Origin of the sequence: Paenibacillus alginolyticus DSM 5050 = NBRC 15375, assembly GCF_000422905.1 — a bacterium.
In the GTDB taxonomy this organism is placed as follows: domain Bacteria; phylum Bacillota; class Bacilli; order Paenibacillales; family NBRC-103111; genus Paenibacillus_E; species Paenibacillus_E alginolyticus.
Map to the genome: position 1 here is coordinate 1 of NZ_AUGY01000077.1, position 22,943 is coordinate 22,943.

Below are 22,943 nucleotides of genomic sequence, written 5' to 3' on the forward strand. Positions count from 1 at the left end.
CAAAAGTCCCTGGACAACGCTAAAGTTATTGCGAATCTATTTCTATGATAGCTGGTCTAACTTTGTAAATGCTGTCTTTCGCCCGCCAAGTAGAACTTCAAAGGGTCGACAGAAGACGAGCAAGACAAAAGAACGGCTAAGTTCACAGCGCATCATAGTGAGAGAATAGCGGAGACACAAGAATAAAATGTAAATTAATGGTAAAAACGCGTCATTTTCTGTAGTCTTTACTTTTTTGGCTTGTACCCAGAAAAACAAAATGGTAATAAATACAATATATTTAAGTAATTGTATTTATACGTGAAGACTTACTGATCATGTCAGCTATTTTGCATCGGTAATGATCAGGAAACTGCTTCATCACAGGTACGAAATCCTCCAACTTATTGGTACTAGCTGGATTGAGAGCGGTGAAACCCGCATAAAAATCCGCGTACAAATTGGGGTGCTTTTCGAGTAGTTTTCTGATATTTTCCGGTGAATTAAACGCGTTGGCGTGTGCGAATATAATTATTGTGTTTGGATGTTTGTCAAGCGCCTCTTCTAACTTATCTATAACCATTCCGTTTGGCGGGTCAATATGCAACAGAATGGGGACTTTGTATTTTGCACATATTTCGAATATGTCCGGTAAATAACCGTCCATTGGGCTTTCACCCTTCCAAGCCACTTTTGATACCACAGGTGAATACAAAGAAGCAGCTGCAATTTCACCTAAACCAAAATATCCTTGTTCCAGGTTATGTGTCACTACATCGAGACTCGATTTATCATGCATATCAAAGCCAGAAAAGTAAGGAATAATACATCAGGGTTATCTTTGTAAGCCATCCATGACATCTGGTCGGTCATTACTGCGCTTGGCTCTGATACATCACCAAAGAGAACAACTTGATTGACGGCATTACGCTTCCAAACTTCCAGCATATTTATATACTTTGAATCAGATGCATCATGATTATGGGAATCGATGACTTTTAAAAGACGGTATTGTTCAACTAACTCTTTAGCCGTTTTCTGAGTCCCCTTATCAATCTTTGTTTCATTTACGATTAAAGGTATATTTGAGGTGGGTGAAGCTTTTGTTACGGCAGAATCTTTTACTTGGTCAAACGGGAATAGACCCAAAACAGAAATTAGCCATATCCCTATGGCTGTACTCACAGTCACTATTAATGTAATAATAATCCGGTTTTTCATTCGTATGACCAACTTTCTTTCTTGAAATGTATCAGCCTTCAAATCGTAGAACCAAATAAAATTAATTCGGGGAACTCAACTGATTATCCTTTATTTTCCATCGAAAAATCAAGAGCTTAGTCTGCATTTTATAATATATCAAATGAGGTTTATCTGCATCCATTAAGCAGCCTCCTCCAACTGCAAAATATGTCATTACTTAAGTTTTATTCATGTAGAATAAAGCAATATTTTGTATTTCTTTAAGATTGTTTGTCGAAACACTTGATTTATCATATATAACATGTTAAATATATCCATGCAGATATGTCATGACAATACAATGCACGCTACTCTTCGATGAAGGAGGTTATATTGAAACAAAGACAGCTTCGTTGAATTTAAAATTTCAAAATGAGGTGAGCAGATTGATTGGGAAATTAAGAATTTTATGCATGGTACTACTATGTGTGACAATGCTGCCTTTCAGCATTTCTGCAGCACAGGCTGATGGTGTGACTGCTGATGGGATTAAATGGCCGAAAAATCAAGCGCTTCCAACTTTTAATCAACCCAAGCATTTAGACGTTGTCAATGTTTCTAATGCACCTGGAGACGTCAAACTGCTGATGGCTACACTTCAGGGCGTTGTGAATCGAGAAAGCCCCCGTATCTATCTGATTCAGAACAAGGTGGACCCTTGGTATAACGAAATGACCATACCGCATAAGCTCCATGAAAACAGCATGGATGTCTTCGATTTGTATAAAAATGAAGTAAAAGGAATCATTATCTACGATCCGAAAACGCCAGATTCCATAAACGTCGCGACCACGATGGCTGGACTTAAGAATGCTGTTGTCGTCAGCCCTGAATTGGCAGGCAAACTAACTGCGGCTCCCTACAAATTGAAAGTGATCGAAGATTTCCGGGGCAAATTCAAAAATAAAATTGACGCGTACACATGGCAGTACGAGCACTTATGGAATCAGACGACTCACCGGATGCTGATTGGGCTCAGTCCGGACACATCAATCTCGCTCCCCCCCGGTTTACCCGAATCCTTCGTCACGATTGCTGAAGAGAAAAGGCAAATAAGGGATGCCAGTAACCGAGGAACGTATGAATACGACCTTTCATCGTTTTTAGGGAAAGAGGCGATATACGTTCGTTTCGATGATTCTTTCACCCAGGACGGATGGGGACCGGCCGTTCATGCCATCACCGTAAAGGCAGACGGGAACGTAATCGCTCAATTTGAGGCTGGTACGCCCGAGGAAGAATTGTACTTGTATGACAGGCAAAATTCAAAGCATTTACCGGGTGCAGACCACCGCTTCGCAGATAACGGAAGTTACTTCATGTATGAATTTAAACCAACTGCTGGAACGAAACAGTTGACGATCTCTGTAGAGATGTGGAATCAATACAAAGTTTCGGTCGGCAACATTCGCCCTCTCTCGTCTGAGCAGAAAGAGCCTTACGGATATTTACGAGACTATGCGGTCGCTAACAAAGCAATGGTTTTCTGGCTTTCGACGGATGTGCCGGATCAGCGAGCACTCTTAGAGAAGATTCTGTCCGATGTCGAGCCGGGGACACCTTATCTGGGCTGGTTCAGCAATGACTTCGAAGGCGAAGCCGCTTCCGTCGACCTACTTTCTAGGCATAGCGTCTTCGTATTGGCAGCTGATTGGTTCCACAACATGACCGTCTTCTCGGGAACGAAGGTGGAAGCCGTCCCTAAGATCAAGCCCAATCCGCTCAAACTGGAAAATAAAATTTATGTGACGTTCACTTTCGGCGAAGGCGACAATTTGCAATACAATTTGAACCATATGCGAGAGAATCTATGGGAAGATCCTGCACGAGGTAAAGTACCTATTAATTGGACTTCCAGTCCATTACTCTACGATGCCGCTCCAATGGTTCTTAATTATTACCGGAAAACGGCAACAGAGAATGACTTGCTGGTCGCCGGACCGTCTGGCGCTGGTTATTTCAACCCGCATCCATGGCCGGAGGAAACGTTACCGGATTTCATGAAGGATACTTATAGATATCTCAAACAAACCGGTATGACCATTCCGATGGTGATAAACCGGGATGTCACCAAAGACATACCCATAAGCTCCTCCGAAGCAGCCGCGTACGAGCATAATTATAAAGTTCCCGGCATCCTGCTTGTAAGCGATCAATTCGGCATCGAAATCATGAACGGTACGCTTCCTGTATCGATGATGCGAGGAATTGGAACGGTTCAGGATGGAATTAATATGCTAGCCGAGGCCAAGAAAGGCTGGGACGGCAAATCACCATTGTTCCTTTCCGTCGGGGTGAATGCGTGGGGTATGAGACCTAACGATATTCTGGCCATCGCCGAATCACTCGAAAAGGAATATAAGATCGTAAACGCCGAACAATATTTCACACTTATTCGTGAAGCTTATGGATTGTCCAAAAAAGAATAAATCCATGTAAAAAGAATCGGATAGCGTGCAGTTTTAAACTGCCGCTGTCCGATTCTTTTTTGCTACTTTATTAACGAAGTCCGAACTCCAAATCTTAGTCCCTACAGGAATGTTTTGATTAGCGATTATTGGCTATAGGTTCTTGGGCATGCTTCGAACGCGCGATTTGCGTCGCTTCAACCATGTTTCGCAAGGAAGCGATCGTTTCTTCGAAACCACGTGTTTTAAGACCACAGTCCGGATTTATCCAGAATAGCTTCGGATCCAGCACTCGCAAGGCACGTTCGATCATACTAGTCATTTCCTCCACGCTCGGAATGCGCGGACTGTGAATATCGTATACGCCTAAACCAATGCCTAGCTTATATGTGTTCAATTCGAAGCTATGAATCAGTTCACCGTGACTGCGAGATGTCTCGATCGAAATCACATCGGCATCCATCGCTTCGATAGAATGGATCATGTCATGGAATTCGCAATAGCACATATGGGTGTGAATTTGCGTCGTATCCTGTACCGTGCAGGTGGCGATACGGAAGGCTCGGACTGCCCACGCCAAGTACTTCGCTTGATCATCCGCCTTAAGCGGCAAGCCTTCGCGAACCGCAGGCTCGTCGACCTGTATCATGCCAATACCTGCCTGCTCAAGCGCCTCCACCTCTTGTCTAAGCGCATAGGCCAGTTGGTAGGCAATTTGTTCACGCGTGATGTCCTCGCGAACGAACGACCAATTCATTATCGTAATCGGACCAGTCAGCATTCCTTTTACTGGACGTTTGGTCTGTGTCTGTGCATACTTTGTTTCTTCGACAGTCATCGGCCCCTTGAAAGCTACGTCCCCAAATATAATTGGCGGCTTAACACAACGAGAACCGTACGACTGCACCCATCCGTTCTGCGTGAAAACGAAGCCCGCGAGCTTCTCTCCAAAGAATTCGACCATGTCGGTTCGCTCAAATTCGCCATGCACGAGAACATCCAATCCGATCTCCTCCTGAAGCTTGATCCAGATGTCGATCTGTTCTCGGATGAAGTTAGCATACTGCTCATTGTTCCATTCACCCTTGCGCCACTGTTGACGGGCCTTGCGCACCTCAGGAGATTGCGGAAAGCTGCCAATTGTCGTCGTCGGAAAAATCGGCAATTGCCACTTCTTCTGTTGAGCAATATGACGCTCAGAAAATGGTCGACTGCGCTCAGGGTGTTGAGCACTGATGGAGGCGACTGCATGCTGAATGTCACTCCGATTGCGCTCACCTGATAGCTTGAGTGCCTGTATAGCTCGATCACATTCTTCCAGTTCGCCTGTGATACTGGCGGCTCCTTGAGAGATCGCTTTTGCAAGAAGTACAAGCTCATCCAGCTTCTCATCTGCAAATGCGAGAGCATCTTTCAGTTCAGATACGAGCTTCGTCTCATGTTTTACCGATACCGGAACATGAAGCAAGCTGCATGACGTCTGCACAATAAGTCGCTCAGTCGTTACGATCTCAGCGAGTTTTTCTACGAGTGCCAGCTTCTCGCGCAGTGGCGCCTTCCAAATCCCACGACCGTCAATGACCCCCGCACCTAACACCTTATCCGCCGGAAAACCTAGCGCTTTAATCGACGATAGATTACCGGAGTAACCATGTACGAAATCTAACCCTATTCCTTTGACGGGCAGCGCGACGATATCATTGTAGTGCTCTACCGATTCAAAGTAAGTTTGCAGCATGATATTCAGGTTCGGCACTGAGACTGCAAATGTCTCATAAATGGTCTTTAACCGCTGCAAGTCATCTGCGTTTAATTTCGTGACGATAATCGGTTCGTCTATTTGTACCCATTGAACCCCTTCACTTGCAAGCTCCTGTAGGATCTGCACATAAAGCGGAAGTAAGCGTCCCAGCCAGTCATCGGTCTCCGAAATACGGTATCCTTTTGACAGCTTCAGGAATGTCAGCGGTCCGACGATAACGGGCTTGCCCTCGATCCCAAGCTTCTCCTTAGCCTCCCGATAAGCCATAAGCGGTCTATTTTCGGTAAGCACCGGCGATGCCTCGCCCAGTTCCGGTACGATATAATGATAGTTGGTATTAAACCATTTGGTCATTTCGCTTGCCGCAGCTTCCTTCGTCCCACGAGCGATCCCGTAATAAACCGATAACGGTACCTTGCCGCCCTCATACCGAAAGCGTTTCGGAATAATTCCGAACATCGTGGAAGTATCCAGAATATGATCGTAATAGCTGAAATCGTTGACCGCAATGAAGTCGATGCCTTTCTCTTGCTGCTTACGCAAATGATTCAAACGGATCTCTTGCAGCTGACGGTGAAACTCCGATTCTTCAAGCTTGCCTGCCCAAAAAGCTTCGAGCGCTTTCTTCCATTCTCGCTCCGCTCCAATACGCGGATATCCCAACACGCTGCTTTTCATCATCTTGTAAAACTCCTCTACAAATTGTTACAAGAAGGATATCACGTATTGTTGGATATAGCGTAACTGGAATAAACTATATCTAGCCATAGCTAATGGCTATATCAAAGCGTTTTATTGGGATATTGCTTGCATGAGTGCTTGAATATAGGCCGCTCCTAACTTGGATAGCGAAGCATTTCTATGGGAAATCCATCCGACATGGATGGTTTCCTCACAATCCAAAGGTACGGGAATAATCTCATTTCCATTCAAATCGGCACTTAACACCCCAGTCGATATGGTGTATCCGTTCAATCCGATCAATAAATTGAATAGTGTCGCCCTGTCATTAACACGAATACTTTTCTTATGTGATATCGTGCTAAGAATCTCTTCTGAAAAGTGAAAGGAATTATACTCCCCTTGATCAAAGGATAGATATGGATAATTCTGAAGCTGGTCAATGGTCACTATGGATTGCTTGGCCAACGGGTTTTTAATACTGATAAAAATATGCGGCTTAGCCGTTAATAAGCTGTTGAATTGCAAATTCGCGGTTTTGAGCAGCTTGTTGATGACTTTCCCATTAAACTCATTCACATATAAAATGCCGATCTCGCTGCGTAAATTTTTGACATCTTCAATAATCTCATAGGTTTTGGTCTCTTTCAAAGCTAGCTCATATTCATCTTGGCCATACTCCTGGACCAGACTCACAAATGCATTCACCGCAAAAGCGTAATGCTGAGTGGAAACCGAAAAATGCTGCGGGGAAGGCTTCGCATTGAGGTAGCGGCTTTCCAATAATTCCGCCTGCTCGACTACCTGTCGCGCGTAGCTCAAGAATTCAATACCTTCCTTAGAAAGTGAGATTCCTTTATTAGATCTTTCGAATATCGCAAGCTGCATTTCTTCTTCCAGATCCTTAATCGCATTTGAAAGACTAGGCTGAGAAATAAATAACCGCTTGGCCGCTTCGTTAATTGATCCCCGATTAGCAACCTCAATAACGTACTTTAATTGTTGTAAAGTCAACGAAATACTCCCCTCAAGAATCTTGATCCATCATTTATCTCAAGTTATTTCCATCCAGCTTGTTTCAAAATCTCTTTTACGAAATCGCTCTTGGCATTAGAGTAGGCCACGCGGTCATTATGAAATCGACGTGCAAGTTCCATCTTCAAGTCACCGTACATTTTAGCGTCATTTGGATGGATTCTCAAATAATCTCGAAATAGGATATGACGCTTATATTCAGCATTTTCAACGGTGCATACGTACAGGTGATGCCAAGGGATGCCATCGGGAGGAATAAAAGCTTCACGCCCTGTGGCTCCTAAATCGCCTTCATGCACATATCCTAGAGTGGCGAGCCCTTGGATGGCTGTATGGACATCACCTTGCGTAGATACCGCCACGTCAATATCAACAATAGGTTTAGCTGCTAATCCTGGAACGGATGTGCTCCCAACATGTTCTATCTTTACTTCAAGGTCGCTTAAAACCGGAAGTACGAAGTCTCGTAACTGTTCAAACAACTGAACCCAACTCGGATCATATTCTACAACTACGATACTGGCTCCCATAGAAATTCTCCTCACACATACTTTCAAAATAATTCGTTAGCATTTTTACATATTCCTGCTGTTAACAGCCTGTTACATAAATATATGTTTAAAACAAAAAGCCCCGTTCTAAAAAGAACGGAAGTAAAAAAGACCCCTTTCGGGGTCTTTTTCGACGGTGATAGGATTATGGTACTTTTGCCTTGAACCTTACTTAGCTGGGTCTCTACCTCAACACATTCCTGTAGTATATGACTACATTAATGAATCTGCGGCACATCTCCTCGCTTCTATATAGATTCAAAAACAACTTCCCTGGTAGTTCGTTGCATGGTATGCGACACAACACCTCGCTGAATCACCGTCGTAAAGTAATATGTCCGTTCTCGAAAATGTTATGCATCTGGACACTCATTTTATTGACGAATTTATTTGCTAGGCATATAATTGCTATAGCAACTAATTTCGAGAGGGTGAATCATTTTGGGACTGGATAGCTCATTTGGATTTATTTTGAACCATGCCGGAAGACGATTGACACAATTATTGAACAGCCATTTTCAACCTTATGATATGACAACAGAGCAATGGGCTGTACTCAATCGTTTAGCTGATGAAGATGGCATTACGCAGAAACTGTTAGCGGTCCGAGCTGAAAAGGATCAGACCAATATTACGCGAATCCTCGATCAATTGGAACGCAAAGGCCTAGTGGAGCGACGGGCCAATGAGACGGATCGAAGATCGTTTCTTACTTTTATCACGGAGCAAGGCAAAGTTTTGAATGATATCCTGACGCCGATTGAGCAGAAGGTAATCGCCTCGGTTCTTAGCGGTTTTACGGACGAACAAACAACGATTTTGCGGGAGATGCTCAACCAATTGACCAACCAGGCCAATGCATGCATCAAGGAAGTGGAGGAGTCATCGTGAATACGCATCAAAAATTGTGGAATCGGGATTTTGTTGCTGTCTGCTTCAGCAGCTTTTTTTTATTTATGACCTTTTATATTCTCGCGGTCACGCTGCCTATCTTCGTTACTGATACGCTGCATGGCGAACAGCAGCAGATTGGTCTTGTTATGACCGTCTTTATTATTTCGACCGTCATTTTACGGCCTTTAACCGGCAAGTGGATGGATGAATGGAACCGGAAAAAGATCGTACTTTTCTCGCTGGCACTTTTTATGATTTGCACGATGCTGTATCCCCTCGTTCATGAATATACTTTTCTGCTTGGCTTAAGATTTCTTCATGGCATAGGATTCGGGATGGCGACAACGGCTGCTGGTGCAATTGCTATCGAGCTAGTTCCTGAGCGTCGCAAAGGTGAGGGTATTGGGTATTTCAGCCTTTTCATGAGCTTGGCTATGGTCGTTGGTCCCTTTCTTGGGCTAACCATTATGCAGACTCACAATAATAGTCTTCTATTTGGTGTGTGCATTGTGTTCGCGCTTCTCGCTTTCTTATTTGGGGTGACCATTCGCATTCCTCAAGCTATCTCTAGAGTGAACGTGCAATCAGTGTCTGGTTGGAGAAAGTTCATTGAGCCGCGGGCTTTGCCAATTTCTTTGGCAGGCACTGTGTTGGCCTTTTCTTACGGAGCTATTACGACTTTTCTTTCCGTGTACGCCAAATCCATTGGGTTGGATACGTATGCGAGTTACTTCTTCATGGTGTTCGCTTTAATGATTGTTATATCCAGACCCTTTACAGGCAAATGGTTTGATCGTTCAGGTCCTCATTTATTAGTTTATCCGGGGATCATCCTTTTCACTTTAGGAATGATACTCCTCAGCATGGCTTCTTCCCCTGTCCTATTTTTAGTCGCAGGAGGTATGCTGGGCCTTGGATTCGGGGCAATGCTTCCCAGCTTCCAGACGATCGCAATTCAAGCCGCCCCAGCACACCGCAGAGGGCTTGCGACAGGCACGTATTTCTTACTTTTCGACTCAGGATACGGAATTGGTTCCTATGTACTTGGCGCAGTCGCTTCGAAAACGAATTACCATACCATGTATTTCATTGCCGGTTTGGTTGTCGCATGCTCTGCTATTCTGTATTATGGGCTTTATCACCGAAAAACAGCTTCTTCCATCAAACAAAGTCCAATAACAATTTCGAAGAATATCTCTTAGCTATCTAAGTGCAATGTTACGTTAACTCATTTAGTAAAAGCAGGTCGCCGCGGCGCCTGCTTTTGTTTGTAGGATTTATAGGTTGAAAAGCTATCATTATCTAAACTATAAGTCCTTATTTAACATCATTTCGAGAATAAGTTTGTCGATCTCAGATGTTGCTTCATTACCTATACGGCAAAAGTTGTCAATCGTCTTTTCCGCTTCATTTTCGATAAATCCATTTGTCGAGGAAATAGTCATCCCTTTTGATGCGAGTAGCGCAGACTGTACGGCTGCACTCGTACAGGTCGCAACTTTCATAGCACAGCCACCTTTTGCTCCATCACACATCATCCCAGCCACATTACCGAGCATATTTTGGATCGCCGCTTTTATCTCCGGTTTCCCTCCGCCAAGCAGATAGGTTATGCCACAGCTTGCACCCGTACCGGATACGGTGACGCCGCATAATGCGGAACTTAGATTTAATATGAATGGTGATTAAATGGCTCAGTGCAACGGCACGAATGAGTTTTTCCTCTGAAGCTCCTAACTTTTCTGCAGCTGCTATAACAGGGTTTGTCGCTGCAATCCCTTGATTTCCGCTTCCGGAATTCGCCATAACCGGCATGGAGGATCCAGCCATTCGAGCATCCGATCCAGCTGCTGCAAGAGCCATGGCATGAGATATTAAATCGTCTGACAAAATACCTTTTTGCACATTTTCTTTAATTGTCTTACCAACTTCAAGTCCGTAAGAATGCTCCAAGCCGTCTAAACCTGCTTTACGGTTCAATTCAATGCTTTGTTTGACCAAACCGAGATGAACAAGGTCAACGGTATTCACGAATTCAACAATTGATTCAACCGTTAGCTCACTCCGCTCCGCATTGGAGCTCTTAAAACTCGCGCTTGCGCAGCCTCCAGTGTCAACTACCTGCCCATCAACTTCTACCAGCGTTATATTGGTATGATTATCGGTAATGACAACCTTAGCGTACCTTTGCTCTGCTTCAATGATAACTTCAATATATAATTTCCTTGTCGTATCCGAAAGATGAACTACTGAAACGCCTCGTTCCACCATCGACTGCGCCACTGAAATATCTTCCGGCTTAATATCTGCAAGTACTTCTAGCTGTTTCTCTGCATTTCCAGCAATTGCACCTAATGCAGCGACAAAATCGATCCCTGTCAGATCAGTACCGGGTATTCCCACTGCTAGTGCATTCTTGATAATACCTGCGCTTGCATAAACAGTAATATTGTCAATATTGCCGTCCACATAAGTCCTTGCTTTAGCTGCAGCTAAGGCGATCGCAACTGGCTCCGTGCAGCCAAGCGCGATAACAAGTTCGTTTTGTAGGATGTTAATAAATGTATTTGTATGCAAGATGAACCTCCCTCAACATCGAAAGTCACCAAAGACCTTCGAATCATTCTTAAAATATACGATAGTTTCTTCACTTAGTTCAACTAGTAAATTCATTACATCTTCATTTCCCACTGACTTCAGAAACTCGTTGACTAACTGGTATAGCGTCTGTTCTCTTCTTATGGATCAGTTGCTTCAAACTATCCAGATTAGCAAAAACAGTTCCAACAATAATGGTAATCACTCCTATTGCCGATACCCAAGTGATCGTCTCGCCATACAATAGTACTCCGAATGTGAGCGCAATTGTCGGCGAAATATAGAGCCATGTGGTCGGAAAAACGGGATTCGTTTTGGCGACGAGCCAATAGAACAGACTGTGCCCTACCATGGAGCCAATAACGATTAAGTATAAAAGAGACCCGATCGCCTTTGTAGTCAGCATGCTCTTGATGTCCACATGTTCCGTGAATAAAGACAAAATAACAAGCAGCAGGCCTCCATAAATCATCTGAGCCGCATTAAGCGCAATTGGCGATGTTTGTGGGAATCGCTGAATAACCCTTTTGGAATATAAGGCACCCGAGGAATAGAAGATCTGCCCGACTAAAATAGCAAGACATCCGATTATCCACCTGATATTAGCGGTTATTGTAAGGTGTGGCAGCAATAACAATATGATTCCAACGAATCCGAGGATGCAACCGAATACGGATCTTGACGATGTCTTCTGTCGCAGAACAATGGTTTGCAGCACGAGCATCATCATTGGAGCCGTAGCTGATAGAACGGCAGCGAAACCAGAGGAAACATATTGCTCAGCCCAGTACAACGTAGAAAATGTACCGAAAGTCAAACCTATCCCCGTTAGCAGCATTTCTTTGTGAATTAGTAAGGATAAGTTGGCCTTTTTCTTCCATACCATCCAAAAGAACAATATCAGACCTGCAAGAAAAAACCTTATTCCTGCGGAGAAGAAAGGCGGCGTAGAAGTGTCGACACCTACCTTTATGGCTAAAAACGTTGTGCCAAATATGAGACATACGAGCAAATAATTGAAAATAATCATGGATGTTCCCCCTCTTGTTATGTATTATACAGGGGAGACAATAGAACAGATCCTATACAGCAGAACAGACTGCTTGAGCATGAGTTATAATTAGTGAATTAAGGAGTGAACAAGGTATGATAAATAGGCACACATCCACGAATGATACCAAACTACTACTTTTTAGACAAACATACGATTTTATCGTCACCAGGATCGAACGTAGAGAGTTAAAGGCACATGACAAACTCCCTTCGATAAGGCTGCTCGCCCAAGAGCTCCAGGTACACCGGCTAACCGTGTTTAGAGCTTATCAGCTGCTAAAACAAAACCATATCGTCTACGTAAAGGAGAAATCGGGTTATTATGTATGTCCACCAGACTTCCCGGAACATGTCATTTCTGACTATACGGAAAGAAGCCCCATCACCTCTTCCGGCCATTTGAGAAACTCTTTATCTGAAATTCAGCAGGTACCGGTTATTTATCAGTTTTCCCAGTCCTTGATTGATCCGAATTTACTGCCGAATCTATATATATCTGAATATGTTAAGAAAGTTTTCGACATCTATCCCAAATTACTGGGAACCTACTCCAGTGCACAAGGGGATGACGAACTGCGTGAATTTCTTTGTCAGTACATGAAGCTTCATCATAGTATTCAACTGACAGCAAGTGATCTATTGATCACGACTGGGGGACAACAGGCAATTGACCTCATTTCACGGGTATACATCAGACCAATGGATTTCATCTTGGTAGAAAGGCCGACATATAGCGCCGCGCTTGATATTTTCCGCCAACAGGGTGCACGGTTTATTCCAGTCGACATTTACCCAGAAGGTTATGATTTGGAGAAAGTCGAGATGCTGATGAAGCAGTACCGACCCCGTATTTTTTATATGAATCCTACCTTTCATAATCCAACTGGGTATACGGTTCCCACGGACCAACGCAAGCAGCTTGTCGAGCTGGCTGAACGCTATCGCTGTTTACTAATAGAAGATGATGCCATTCATGAGATGTATTTTGATCAGCCGCCACCTCAGCCCATTTTTTCTTATGATACAGATGGTTGGGTTGTTTATCTCCGCAGCTTCAGTAAATTCGTGGCACCTGGGCTACGCATTTGCGCGGTCATCGGTCGTCCGTCCGTAATAAAACCGCTAATAACAGCAAAATCATTGGCTGATAACGGAACTCCTCTGGTCAACCAGAAAATATTCCTACACTATTTCGAGTCAGAACGCATTAAACAACACTTGGAGAAGCTGCGAATCGCCCTTCAAATACGAAAAGAAATTGTGGAGCAGGAATTGTCCACAACCGGATGGAGTTGGGTCAGTCCACAAGGAGGATTCAATTTATGGCTTAAGCTTCCCGAAGATTTGCCTGTGGAAGAATTATTACAAGAAAGCGTCCGACATTCGGTCTCTTTTGTTCCGGGTATGATCTGTGATCCGCTCAGAGAGATGCGATCTTGGATTCGATTAAGCTATTCATTCGTTAATGAGGGGCAACTTCGTGAGGGTGTCAGGCTGCTTGCAGATATCGCTAGACGATTTTGATCCCAACAAGGCTAAAAAAAATCCCACCCACAAGACTAAGCTTGAGGAAGGGATTTTTCTTCGTGGGTTAAATATTGAACAAAAATCATCGTTCCAACGTCTTTATTACGTAACATGTTAAAAAGAAGGAGTATATCATGCGAAAATTTTTCACATCACGAATCAACTGGCATAAATTAAGTGAGCAGTTAGAGACTTATTGGGAAGCAAAAGTGTTGAAATGGAAAAAACGTTTAAATCCCTTGACTAACAAAATCGGATTTGGTATTTACTTTTATGAAAATATTACTATTAACCTAAATCGTCTGAACAAAGAAATATTACAAATTGCCGAGGACAGTATCCATCTCACCCATTTCAAGAAATCCACATTTCCCAGTTTCATTTCGGTTGTCGATGGCATTAATTCAACGACGATGTTTATGAAGCTGCCAAACCATGTCATTCAACAGATAACCTCTTTGGTCAGAGCGCTCCCAGGGTTTAAAGAACTGCAAGCCATTTCACGAAAGTATGGGTACAAATGTGAACTTCATTACAACCAAGGTCGAGCATTTTTCGGTTCTTTACAGATTCACTTTATAGAAATTAACAAGTTCCCCTCTCTGCCAGCATGATTTACGAAAGAGGCTGACTCAAAAGGTTAATAACCTAGCGAGCAGCCTCTATTTTATTTCGATACGGAGCGAAATCTAACAGGAATTCCTCCAGTTATTTGGCGTTAATTGCTCTATACGGTCATCTAACTGGAAAACCTCCCTCTAAGTGCAACAGTGAAACCAGAGGCAGCCTAAAGATGAACGCCTTATAGGACAGTATAATAAGAAAATTATTGGTTAGTATTACTTTTTAATATAGTTAGCATACCATTCCCTACCTGATGCCCACTTTTTAGAAGCAGGATTCTCTTTTAGTATTTCAGAACATGCAATTGCCATAATATATTCTTTTAATCCATTACTATCGCTATTAGCAAGTTGGTTGAGCATATAATTTAAAGACTTTTCTCCTTGCAAAACAATGTATTTGTAATCCTTATTACTATCTTCCCCCTTAATATAGTCATATGGATTTGAGGATAGTGACACTGTATTATTTTTTGGATTAGTAATATTATTAAGTTTTCCATCGATTGTTTGCTCAAAGGTTTTATCCCTTGAAACTTTCTCGGCAGTATTACTACAACTAATCAAACTAAATATAAATAAAATAGCGATGCATGTTATCATAACTTTCGTTAATCTTTTTCTCATAAATTTCTCCTTCCTTAAATTCGTCATATATCAATGCATATCGTGAATTGCACATGTCATTCCCTCACTTCTTACCTATTATTTTTTTCTGTGCAAATCGGATAAGCGGCTTTAATCCATGAATTTGTTCTACTTGACAATGAACATAAGGAACAGGTCTATCAAGCAGAAAAAGACCGCCAACAATGGCAGTCTTTACATTTAACTATACAACATTTTACATTTTCGTTCAATTACTGCTGCAAGCTTATTTCTTAATTAACTTAAAATCATCATAATGAAACCCCGGCGCTACAACACAAGAAACAAAAACAGGCTCGTTTCCTAGCGGTTTTGCCGTCTGCCAAACAGTGGCCGGAACTAAGGCTTGTGGACATTGTCCATTAATGACATCTGGTCCGAGAATGATCTCTTGTGTTTCCTCGGGCTTGTCTTTTGTACCGCCAAGTGTTAGTAACAATGGACTTCCTGAATGCCAGAGCCAAAGTTCATCCGATAATACCGTATGCCACTCTGAAAACTCATCTGGATGAAGCACAAAATAAATGGAAGTCGCTGCATATCGGGAACCTGTGTACGCTTCATTAAGTACCTCTTTTGGGATTTCGAACGAAGCTTTCCAAAGCTCCTTGTACCAGCCGCCTTCAGGATGAGGCTTTAAATCTAGCGCAGCCACTAATGGGGATAAAGATTTTGTAATCATTTTATTTCTCACTCTCTTCCTATTTCTATCTCTATAAAATTCCTAATCTATTATACACTTAAAATCTGGTAGAGCTAGACATTTAAGAACTCGTCCTACTCTGAATAAATAATTTCTTATGTGGAAAACTATTCCGCGTTGTTATTTTAAAAGAGGAGGTGTCACATGCCCAATCAAGATAATCAGGCAACAAAGGCGGAAGTACAATCAACGGAGTTAAACAAAATGCCTGTCCCAGGTAAAGATGATACGGAATTTTCCGCAGAGAAAGCTGCTGAGGCATTTCAAGAAAATCAATCTTCCAGCAGCAAATCTCAAGATCAGTAATCCTAAGAGGAATGCGAAAAAAGCCCGGTTCCAATTGGACCGGGCTTTTCGTTTTCTTAATGTAAACAAATTGTCCGATTAATGACTAACTATCATTGGAATTTCTGCACCGCCTGTGGACTCGCCTTCCACCTTCTTGGGCTTTTGCAGCATTAGACCAAGTAAACCACCGACAACGGCGATACCCAATAGAATTAAGAAAGTGTACCCAAAGGAAGAAGCATACAAGTCTAAATCCGGCTTCTGCTTACCTGATTCAACCATCATATTTTTCATCTTCGTTGTAAAGATCGTCATCAAAATGGCGATAGCGAAGGACATCATCACTTGCTGTGCGGCGTTCGTGAGCGACGTTACACGGCCAACCAAATTCTGTGGTGCGGATTGGATCAAATGATTATTGAGAGGCATCATAAACAGTCCCATTCCCGCGCCCAGCAGTGCAAGCGGCAGGATCACTGTCCCTACACCTGAATCGCCAGAAATATTAGACAGTAAAAATGCTGAAATCGTTGTAAGTGCCATACCCGCCAAGACAAGCGGACGCGCTCCGAAACGATCTGACAGTTTACCACCAATTGGCATAAATAAACCGGATGCCAGAGCTTGCGGAAGCATGATAAGACCAGTTTTCAGAGGGCTATAGCCATGGGCTTGTTGTAAATATAAGGGGACAAGGAACATGGTTCCGAACATCGCAATCTGAGAAATCCATTGCACGATGATCCCTTTTGTAAAATTACCTGAGCGGAAAACGCGCAACTCGAGCAGCGGATTTTCACGTCTTAATTCCACAATAACGAATAAAATAAGTGCTACAATACCGATCCCTGAGCCAATTAGCGTATCAGCATCCATCCAAGTGGATTTCCCAGTGATCGGGTCAATACCACCATTAGAAACACCGTAGACAAGAGCTGCAAACGCAATTGGTCCTAAAAGCATGCCAAGTAAATCCAAGGATGCTACCGACTGCCGCCCAATATTCGGTAATGTACGGATTCCGAGAATAATTCCGATTACACCGATAGGTAGGTTAATCAGGAATATCCACTGCCAGCTATGATATTCAACTAACCAGCCTGCAACAACGGGTCCAAGCGCCGGTCCCAGCAAGATCGGAATACCCATCATGCCCATGACGGCCCCTACTTTTCCCGGCGGTGACAGACGATAAATGAACGCCATAGCAATAGGAACAACTACACCGCCACCCAGACCTTGGATGATACGGAAAGTAATCAGCATTTCAACCGAATTAGCCAGCGCACATAGACCAGACCCAATAGTGAATAGACCTACTGAGATCAAAAATATTTTCTTGGCGCCAAATCTGTCGGATAACCACCCCGCCAAAGGAATGACGGCTGCTTGTGCCAGCGCATATCCGATTACGGTCCATTGTACTAAGGACAAGTTCAATAGTTTAAATTCTTCTTGCAGCTTGGGAAGAGCAACGTTTACCGCGGTTCCGTCCAAAATAACCATGAAAATCCCAACCACAATTGCCACCAACGGCCCTAATATGCTTCGCATTGAAAACGGGGCTTCTGTTGCAGCAATGTTTTTACCTGAAGTCATGTATTCCCTCCATCCGATTCAGCATCCTCTGCTGACTCTCTCTTGTCTAATTGCATAATTACGGACAATTGTCCGTTTCACAAAGATGATGCTAACGAAATATTGTTTATTTGTCAATAACTTTCAATTACTTAAAAAGGAACCTTCCCCATATGTAGACTTTCATGAACTCTTCTCATATAAATTGATTTTCCATCCATTATCCCAGTGCAGCAGTCTTATATGTTGAAATCCGCTATCCAAATAATATTGATTTAATCTATCATTTTCAGCCATACAATCAAGTCTTATTCGGGTCTTCCCTTTATTTTTCATATAGTTTTCAGCCCATTTCAATAATAATTGACCTATCCCCATTCCTAAATGATTTCTACTTACAGCAAATCTATGAATATACCCTGATTCGTTATTATCAAGCTCTGCCCAAATGAAAGGGTCCGACCAACAAATGAAAAGTGTTCCCACAACTTCTTCACTCAACCTTGCCAAATATATCTCATTACCTTTATTGAAACATTCATGAATTTGATTCATCTTGAAATGTTCTGGATTCCATTGATTTATCCCCTTAGATTGAAGCCAGCTTGCAGACCCTTTCCAAAGCTCAAGTACAATATGACTTTCATCAATAGATGCAGGCCGAACATCGATTGTAATATTTTCATTACTTTGCTTCATAGGAATCTCGTTCTCCTTCGTCATAATTCATATATCCACATTTTAACATAATGCATTTGAATCATATAAAATAAATAAAAGCCGCAATTTTAGCGGCTAATAATCGGATATTTTTTTAGATAACTTACAATATTTTATTCTTCTTCCTGTAATAAATGCTTTAAAAGCACCATATTTTCATTCCAAAATTTACCGTAAAACGATACCCAATCTTGAATTTCTCGGAGTGGAGCGGGATTCAGCCGATACCGCGTTTCTCTGCCGACCTTCCGGTCTGTTACGAGACCTGCCTCTTTAAGGATCGCCAAATGTTTGGATACAGCTGTTCGTCCCATTTGAAACTGATCCGTTAATTCATAAATTTTCATAAGCGCCAAAAAGGCGAATTTTAATCAAACCCTATTTTTTTATAATGAAGCAGAACGATTCCTGACCTAAAATTCCTAGCTTCGATCAATTCAAGTTTAATTTCTTTGACATCTTTAAAAAAGCGATTTTCCAGCTCCAACAATAACCGGAGTTACTTATCCCTGTTGCTTCATCATATCAAGAATATCGTTTCTTGCATGAAAAAAAAGACCATGCCATGACATGGTCGAATAATCAAGAAATCAAAAACCCCTCTATTTATCGTACTTGTAGAGATTAGTTTCGTACTTCACATAATATAAATCTCCATACTTATCCGCTGTCAGCAATGACACACCCGCCCCGACTAAAACAACCGCGTCTTTGGTGGCGGAGTTGGCGTCAACTGCGTACAATTTTGCGCCAATGCTCACATAGGCGTTTCCGTCGTTGCCGATAACCATCTTGCCGCCTTGCCAGGTCACGGGTATTGAGCTGAATTTGTCAGAATAGACAGTCGTATGAGCGGCATCTGGATTATTCGGATCGATAATAAACAAATCTGCGGTCGTATCGTGGGACGAATTGCCTGACGAGTTCCCTTCCGCTAGTCCCCATATTTTTCCGTCTGGACCTACGACGAGATCAGAGATAACTTTTCTTCCCGGGGCCGGGACAAATTGAGGAACAGGTGTCGAGTTGGCGCTCGTTGTATTCCATACGAACACTTTCCCTTCCGTCGCATCAACCGTGCTGCCGATTCCCCCGTAAACGGATGTGCCGCCGAAAACTTTATTGTCCTTATACGCGAGTGAAATGACACTTTGATGGTAAACAATATCGTTTATGGTCGTGACTTGTTGGGGAGTCGACAAGTCATAAACGGTAAAAGAGCCTTTATTTTTGCCTGAGCCCGCTACGGAACCAACATAAAGTCGATTAAGTAACGGCTCTGCCAGCATTCCAAACGGTCGATCCTGATGATAAGGGGGGCCGTCAATATCCTGGAACAGGATTGAAGGATTCGTTGTATCATTCCATGTCGACGTTGTGTCGTACTTTTTGATCCACGCGCCAGGATATATGCCCATATACAGATTGTTGCCTATTGTGGTCATGTTTTCCGCTTGGCCTGCGCCTTTATAGCGCGTTTCTTCGGCTGTGTCCGGATTATAGATGCCCATTCCTCCACGTAAATATCCGCTTGTGTAAATCTTGTCGGTAGGCCCATTGACCAGTGACCGGATTTTGGTCGGCGATTCTGGAATTACGAACGATGTCGTCGTATCAATCGTAGGAGTTGCTGCAAGCAAATATTTCAAAACTTTTCCCGATTTGAGCGCAGCATACAGATAAGTGTTGCCTGCGTCGGTCAAAAAAGTATAACCAACTGCGCTTCCTCCTACATCGCCCAGATTTGATTCTGTTTTTGCTGAAATATCATAGCTGTAAAGATTATTCCCCTTCGTGTAGAACACTTTGTCGTCCGAGGGGTGCTTCGTCGAAACGCCAAGTGAATCAACTCCGCTTAAGGAAGTGTCTAACGTACCATTTGCGCTATCCAAAACAAGCATAGGACCGGCCGACAGCTTGGCGAACACCTTTGATGCCGCTCCATTTGAAATATAATCGAGTCCAAGCACATACGTGCTGCCATAATTGGCCGGAGAAAGGTGGATTGCGTTCCATTCGTCGGATTAAAACGTATGATTGTCGCATTCGAGGTCGGTCCCATGCCCATATACACCTCAGTATCACTCGCATAAGCGATCGACCTCACAAAATCTAGTCCGCTGACGATGGGTTGGTTATTGTTTAAGACGACAGTGCCTCCGGTCGGATCGCACTGGAACGCTTTGCCGCTGGTGGAAGTTCCACCGTAGACCTTCCCGCTGCTTCCCGCCGTTACATCCCAAATAACGTCCATTCCCGTTGGTAGAGTGATTGGCACTAACAAGCTGCCTGTAATTACTTTTTTCCCATTAACAGTGCTAACTGTGCCCGGGATATACCGAAACATCGTTTTCTTGTTGGCCGTTCCCAAATAGACGGACTTATCCGTAGCCACCGTCATTCCCCAGACAGCTTCCGTCTGATTGAGATTCTGATCATCCACCAACTCACCCGTTCGGGCATCGTAAACCACCAGCTTGGACGGAAACCCGCTGGAACCGACATACATTAGATCGTGTTACCGCTCGCATCTTTGCCGAATACAGCGCCGTCGAGAGGATTGTTCGTAATTTGAGTGCCGAGATTGTATTCTATCGGTCGGTCCAGCGACACATCATCGGCGTAAACGACCATCGAAGTTGTCGTCCCTGTGGTTAGATATACGGAGACAGAGGCTGTGCCAGTAGGGGCGGTAGCTGATACAGAAACAGGGGTCCATTGTGACGCAGCACCGGTGAAATCGTTTACAACATCCTTAATTACTGTTCCAGTGGAATTTTTGAAAAGAAGATGGATACTCAACCCAGAGCCGCTGAACGGGTAGATTTTGGCTGAAGCCCCGACTCTTGAACCAGAAGTAACCGGTACATTCGAGCTTTCCGCATAGCTGGCAGTGGTTGAGCTGGAATCGTCCAGCTTAAGACTGTAGGTTCCCCCCGTCTTCTGCTGCGTCGAAACAGCTGCTCCAGAGGACACTGTCCAAGTACCGCTTAACGGGTCTTCGAACCCTGCATTTCTAACCGTTTGACCGATTGAAACATCGTCAACATAAGCTGTCGTAACAGAAGCTAATGAGCTGTAAACCATGACCGCAACTTGATTCGTTCCTGATGGAGCTTTTGCTGTAATAGATCTCTTCGTCCATTGACTGAGCGTAGGAGTAACACTAGCGGGCGCTACAACTGTTTCCGTAGTCCCGTTATAGAAGATCAGCCAGACATCAATCGATCCTTGCTCAATATAAGCAAAGATTGAAGCGGTATACTCTTCATCCTGTGTAACGCTAACCTTTTCGCTAACTCGAGCTAGTGAAGCTGTAGAACTGGTGTCCACCATTTTCATAGAGTTGGGGATAGTCACTGTGATACCAGATGCGCGAACATCGAGGTTCGGGAAACTACTGATAATAAGCAAACAACTAAACATGATACAGACGATGCGAATCCACATGGGGCGAAACATGATTGCTCTCATAATTACCACTCCTCACACAAAGTTTGGCTGCGGTCAATCGTGAAGCTGTCGATACGATCTACCTTTACGAACTCCTTTCCTACCCATTGAGGCCTAGATTAGACTTCTCGTTCACCTCCTTTCCGTCTCTAACCTTCCGTTGGATCCATTACTGGTTTAACGAATGTCAATGCCGAATTTCCTGGATGATCTACTCTCATTTTAAGCCCATGCGTGCGTTTAAAATATGTCATCATTTCTAGAAAGTGTGGACAATTTCAAGATAAAGTGTATAAAATTTCAAGATATACTTTACTAATAAGTCAAGAATTATACAAAAAAAACCCTCTAGATATTCATAGAGGGGTTGATCCATACGATAAATTTTACTAACTTTCGAATAAGCCAACCTCGCTCCACTTTTGGCGTCATCTGCTCATTAGTTAACAAAGTTCTATCTCTGGAATTCCTTCCGTACTTTCCTGAATGTCTTCCAACAGTCCGTCTGCCCGTACTTTCGTGTAATATTCATATTGTCCGATAACCCCATAATCTCCTTGCATAACACCTGGATAAGCTCGATTTACCGAATAGATTTGACTTCGATGCGCGTGTAGCGCACGCCCTTTTGTTTCACGATGATTCACAATGTTCACCTTACCCGTTATTGGGACTGCTCCGGTTGGTGCTGAATCTGCGCAATAATCATAATAGTGAGGAATCGATGCGAAAAACAAGGTGCAATAATGAGAGGGCGTCATTTTCTCCTCTGATTGAAGAACCGCTTGTTCTGTAGCTCGGGAAATGGCTATATGATCTCTATGTCCAGTAACTCCGTTTGGAGGAAACGTAACGACGACATGTGGCAGCAGCTGCATAATAAGAGATTCAATTTTTGCGGCCAATTCGTTGATATCCTGGTTAATTAAACTTCCATCCGCGTAATGAAGCAAATACAAGTTAGTTACGCCTATAACGTTACAAGCCTGTGACAATTCCCGCTCCCGGAGTGTTGCGAGTTCCTTCTTACAGGTTACCAAATACTCGCCAGACTTTCCCCCGCATCCAGAGGTTGCACAAATCAAATTGATGTCATGACCGGCTTCCTTATATTTGGCCATGGTGCCGGCGCAAGCGAAGGACTCATCATCAGGATGGGCAAACACGAACAACAGTCTTTTTTTCATAGGATCCCTCCAT

Annotated in this window: 20 protein-coding genes and 2 pseudogenes; 6 read left to right on the forward strand and 16 right to left on the reverse strand. The window is 43.3% G+C overall.

Annotated features, from left to right (window positions below; translation table 11 throughout):
- Nucleotides 1-280: 280 nt before the first annotated feature.
- Both G519_RS51700 and G519_RS51705 read right to left on the reverse strand, forming a co-directional pair.
- Complete coding sequence (locus G519_RS51700) at nt 281-751, reverse strand: amidohydrolase family protein (protein ID WP_051253753.1); 471 nt, start codon at nt 749-751, stop codon at nt 281-283.
- Nucleotides 751-1,200, reverse strand: a complete 450-nt coding sequence (locus tag G519_RS51705) for a hypothetical protein (RefSeq protein ID WP_051253754.1) — start codon at nt 1,198-1,200, stop codon at nt 751-753. The genes G519_RS51700 and G519_RS51705 overlap by 1 nt, the downstream gene beginning before the upstream one ends.
- 434 nt (nt 1,201-1,634) lie before the next feature.
- Between G519_RS51705 and G519_RS0128060 the strand changes: the two genes are divergently transcribed.
- Nucleotides 1,635-3,650 (forward strand): GxGYxYP domain-containing protein, encoded by a 2,016-nt coding sequence (locus G519_RS0128060; RefSeq protein ID WP_036634003.1) that lies wholly within the window; start codon nt 1,635-1,637, stop codon nt 3,648-3,650.
- A 118-nt stretch (nt 3,651-3,768) separates the two neighbouring features.
- Here the strand turns inward: G519_RS0128060 and metE are convergent, their stop codons facing one another.
- The 3 genes from metE to G519_RS0128075 form a co-directional block, all read right to left on the reverse strand.
- On the reverse strand, nt 3,769-6,072 hold the full coding sequence (gene metE, locus G519_RS0128065) for a 5-methyltetrahydropteroyltriglutamate--homocysteine S-methyltransferase (protein WP_029197518.1): 2,304 nt from the start codon (nt 6,070-6,072) through the stop codon (nt 3,769-3,771).
- A 111-nt stretch (nt 6,073-6,183) separates the two neighbouring features.
- Nucleotides 6,184-7,086 carry a LysR family transcriptional regulator gene (locus tag G519_RS0128070; RefSeq protein ID WP_029197519.1) on the reverse strand — a complete coding sequence of 301 codons (903 nt, stop codon included), beginning with the start codon at nt 7,084-7,086 and terminating at the stop codon, nt 6,184-6,186.
- Nucleotides 7,087-7,130: 44 nt separating this feature from the next.
- Nucleotides 7,131-7,637: a GrpB family protein gene (locus G519_RS0128075; protein WP_029197520.1), complete on the reverse strand. Its 507-nt coding sequence runs from the start codon at nt 7,635-7,637 to the stop codon at nt 7,131-7,133.
- A 462-nt stretch (nt 7,638-8,099) separates the two neighbouring features.
- On the opposite strand from G519_RS0128075, the gene G519_RS44875 reads away from it, so the two are divergent.
- Both G519_RS44875 and G519_RS0128085 read left to right on the forward strand, forming a co-directional pair.
- On the forward strand, nt 8,100-8,549 hold the full coding sequence (locus G519_RS44875; RefSeq protein WP_036633996.1) for a MarR family winged helix-turn-helix transcriptional regulator: 450 nt from the start codon (nt 8,100-8,102) through the stop codon (nt 8,547-8,549).
- Complete coding sequence (locus G519_RS0128085; RefSeq protein ID WP_051253755.1) at nt 8,519-9,754, forward strand: MFS transporter; 1,236 nt, start codon at nt 8,519-8,521, stop codon at nt 9,752-9,754. The genes G519_RS44875 and G519_RS0128085 overlap by 31 nt, the downstream gene beginning before the upstream one ends.
- 105 nt (nt 9,755-9,859) lie before the next feature.
- Here the strand turns inward: G519_RS0128085 and G519_RS53720 are convergent.
- Nucleotides 9,860-10,823 (reverse strand): annotated as a pseudogene (locus G519_RS53720) (L-cysteine desulfidase family protein).
- Nucleotides 10,824-11,232: 409 nt separating this feature from the next.
- The gene (locus G519_RS44885) at nt 11,233-12,180 is read right to left on the reverse strand and encodes a DMT family transporter (protein ID WP_051253756.1); all 948 of its coding nucleotides are present in this window, start codon (nt 12,178-12,180) and stop codon (nt 11,233-11,235) included.
- A 116-nt stretch (nt 12,181-12,296) separates the two neighbouring features.
- On the opposite strand from G519_RS44885, the gene G519_RS0128100 reads away from it, so the two are divergent.
- Entirely contained in the window at nt 12,297-13,727 is a 1,431-nt protein-coding gene (locus tag G519_RS0128100; protein ID WP_029197522.1) for an aminotransferase-like domain-containing protein, read from the forward strand.
- Nucleotides 13,728-13,864: 137 nt separating this feature from the next.
- On the forward strand, nt 13,865-14,344 hold the full coding sequence (locus tag G519_RS0128105; protein WP_029197523.1) for a hypothetical protein: 480 nt from the start codon (nt 13,865-13,867) through the stop codon (nt 14,342-14,344).
- A 225-nt stretch (nt 14,345-14,569) separates the two neighbouring features.
- On the opposite strand, the gene G519_RS0128110 is transcribed toward G519_RS0128105, so the two are convergent.
- A complete protein-coding gene (locus G519_RS0128110; RefSeq protein ID WP_029197524.1) occupies nt 14,570-14,980 on the reverse strand; it encodes a hypothetical protein in 411 nt (136 codons plus the stop codon).
- A gap of 247 nt (nt 14,981-15,227) precedes the next feature.
- Complete coding sequence (locus tag G519_RS0128115) at nt 15,228-15,680, reverse strand: cupin domain-containing protein (protein ID WP_029197525.1); 453 nt, start codon at nt 15,678-15,680, stop codon at nt 15,228-15,230.
- Nucleotides 15,681-15,848: 168 nt separating this feature from the next.
- Between G519_RS0128115 and G519_RS51365 the strand changes: the two genes are divergently transcribed.
- Nucleotides 15,849-16,010 carry a hypothetical protein gene (locus G519_RS51365; RefSeq protein ID WP_164826769.1) on the forward strand — a complete coding sequence of 54 codons (162 nt, stop codon included), beginning with the start codon at nt 15,849-15,851 and terminating at the stop codon, nt 16,008-16,010.
- A 78-nt stretch (nt 16,011-16,088) separates the two neighbouring features.
- Here G519_RS51365 and G519_RS0128125 read toward each other — a convergent pair whose 3' ends face one another.
- From G519_RS0128125 to G519_RS0128155, 7 genes and pseudogenes are all read right to left on the reverse strand, one after another.
- Complete coding sequence (locus G519_RS0128125) at nt 16,089-17,591, reverse strand: MDR family MFS transporter (protein WP_029197526.1); 1,503 nt, start codon at nt 17,589-17,591, stop codon at nt 16,089-16,091.
- Between the two features lie 162 nt (nt 17,592-17,753).
- Nucleotides 17,754-18,269, reverse strand: a complete 516-nt coding sequence (locus G519_RS0128130) for a GNAT family N-acetyltransferase (protein WP_029197527.1) — start codon at nt 18,267-18,269, stop codon at nt 17,754-17,756.
- A 134-nt stretch (nt 18,270-18,403) separates the two neighbouring features.
- Nucleotides 18,404-18,637, reverse strand: a pseudogene (locus tag G519_RS44890) (ArsR/SmtB family transcription factor); the annotation flags it as partial.
- A 255-nt stretch (nt 18,638-18,892) separates the two neighbouring features.
- A complete protein-coding gene (locus G519_RS0128140) occupies nt 18,893-20,218 on the reverse strand; it encodes a hypothetical protein (protein WP_127528099.1) in 1,326 nt (441 codons plus the stop codon).
- Entirely contained in the window at nt 20,158-20,799 is a 642-nt protein-coding gene (locus G519_RS0128145) for an NHL repeat-containing protein (RefSeq protein WP_029197529.1), read from the reverse strand. Before G519_RS0128145 ends, G519_RS0128140 begins: the two co-directional genes overlap by 61 nt.
- Nucleotides 20,799-21,764: a carbohydrate binding domain-containing protein gene (locus G519_RS0128150; protein ID WP_029197530.1), complete on the reverse strand. Its 966-nt coding sequence runs from the start codon at nt 21,762-21,764 to the stop codon at nt 20,799-20,801. The genes G519_RS0128145 and G519_RS0128150 overlap by 1 nt, the downstream gene beginning before the upstream one ends.
- Nucleotides 21,765-22,186: 422 nt before the next feature.
- Complete coding sequence (locus G519_RS0128155) at nt 22,187-22,930, reverse strand: PIG-L deacetylase family protein (protein WP_029197531.1); 744 nt, start codon at nt 22,928-22,930, stop codon at nt 22,187-22,189.
- Nucleotides 22,931-22,943 lie beyond the last annotated feature (13 nt).

Excerpts from the sequence above, each read along its gene's own strand:
- G519_RS51705 (WP_051253754.1), bottom strand. The coding sequence starts at position 1,200 with ATGAAAAACCGGATTATTATTACATTAATAGTGACTGTGAGTACAGCC.
- G519_RS0128060 (WP_036634003.1), top strand. The coding sequence starts at position 1,635 with ATGGTACTACTATGTGTGACAATGCTGCCTTTCAGCATTTCTGCAGCA.
- metE (WP_029197518.1), bottom strand. The coding sequence starts at position 6,072 with ATGATGAAAAGCAGCGTGTTGGGATATCCGCGTATTGGAGCGGAGCGA.
- G519_RS0128075 (WP_029197520.1), bottom strand. The coding sequence starts at position 7,637 with ATGGGAGCCAGTATCGTAGTTGTAGAATATGATCCGAGTTGGGTTCAG.
- G519_RS0128085 (WP_051253755.1), top strand. The coding sequence starts at position 8,519 with ATGCATCAAGGAAGTGGAGGAGTCATCGTGAATACGCATCAAAAATTG.
- G519_RS44885 (WP_051253756.1), bottom strand. The coding sequence starts at position 12,180 with ATGATTATTTTCAATTATTTGCTCGTATGTCTCATATTTGGCACAACG.
- G519_RS0128100 (WP_029197522.1), top strand. The coding sequence starts at position 12,297 with ATGATAAATAGGCACACATCCACGAATGATACCAAACTACTACTTTTT.
- G519_RS0128105 (WP_029197523.1), top strand. The coding sequence starts at position 13,865 with ATGCGAAAATTTTTCACATCACGAATCAACTGGCATAAATTAAGTGAG.
- G519_RS0128110 (WP_029197524.1), bottom strand. The coding sequence starts at position 14,980 with ATGAGAAAAAGATTAACGAAAGTTATGATAACATGCATCGCTATTTTA.
- G519_RS51365 (WP_164826769.1), top strand. The coding sequence starts at position 15,849 with ATGCCCAATCAAGATAATCAGGCAACAAAGGCGGAAGTACAATCAACG.
- G519_RS0128125 (WP_029197526.1), bottom strand. The coding sequence starts at position 17,591 with ATGACTTCAGGTAAAAACATTGCTGCAACAGAAGCCCCGTTTTCAATG.
- G519_RS0128130 (WP_029197527.1), bottom strand. The coding sequence starts at position 18,269 with ATGAAGCAAAGTAATGAAAATATTACAATCGATGTTCGGCCTGCATCT.
- G519_RS0128145 (WP_029197529.1), bottom strand. The coding sequence starts at position 20,799 with ATGTATGTCGGTTCCAGCGGGTTTCCGTCCAAGCTGGTGGTTTACGAT.
- G519_RS0128150 (WP_029197530.1), bottom strand. The coding sequence starts at position 21,764 with ATGAGAGCAATCATGTTTCGCCCCATGTGGATTCGCATCGTCTGTATC.
- G519_RS0128155 (WP_029197531.1), bottom strand. The coding sequence starts at position 22,930 with ATGAAAAAAAGACTGTTGTTCGTGTTTGCCCATCCTGATGATGAGTCC.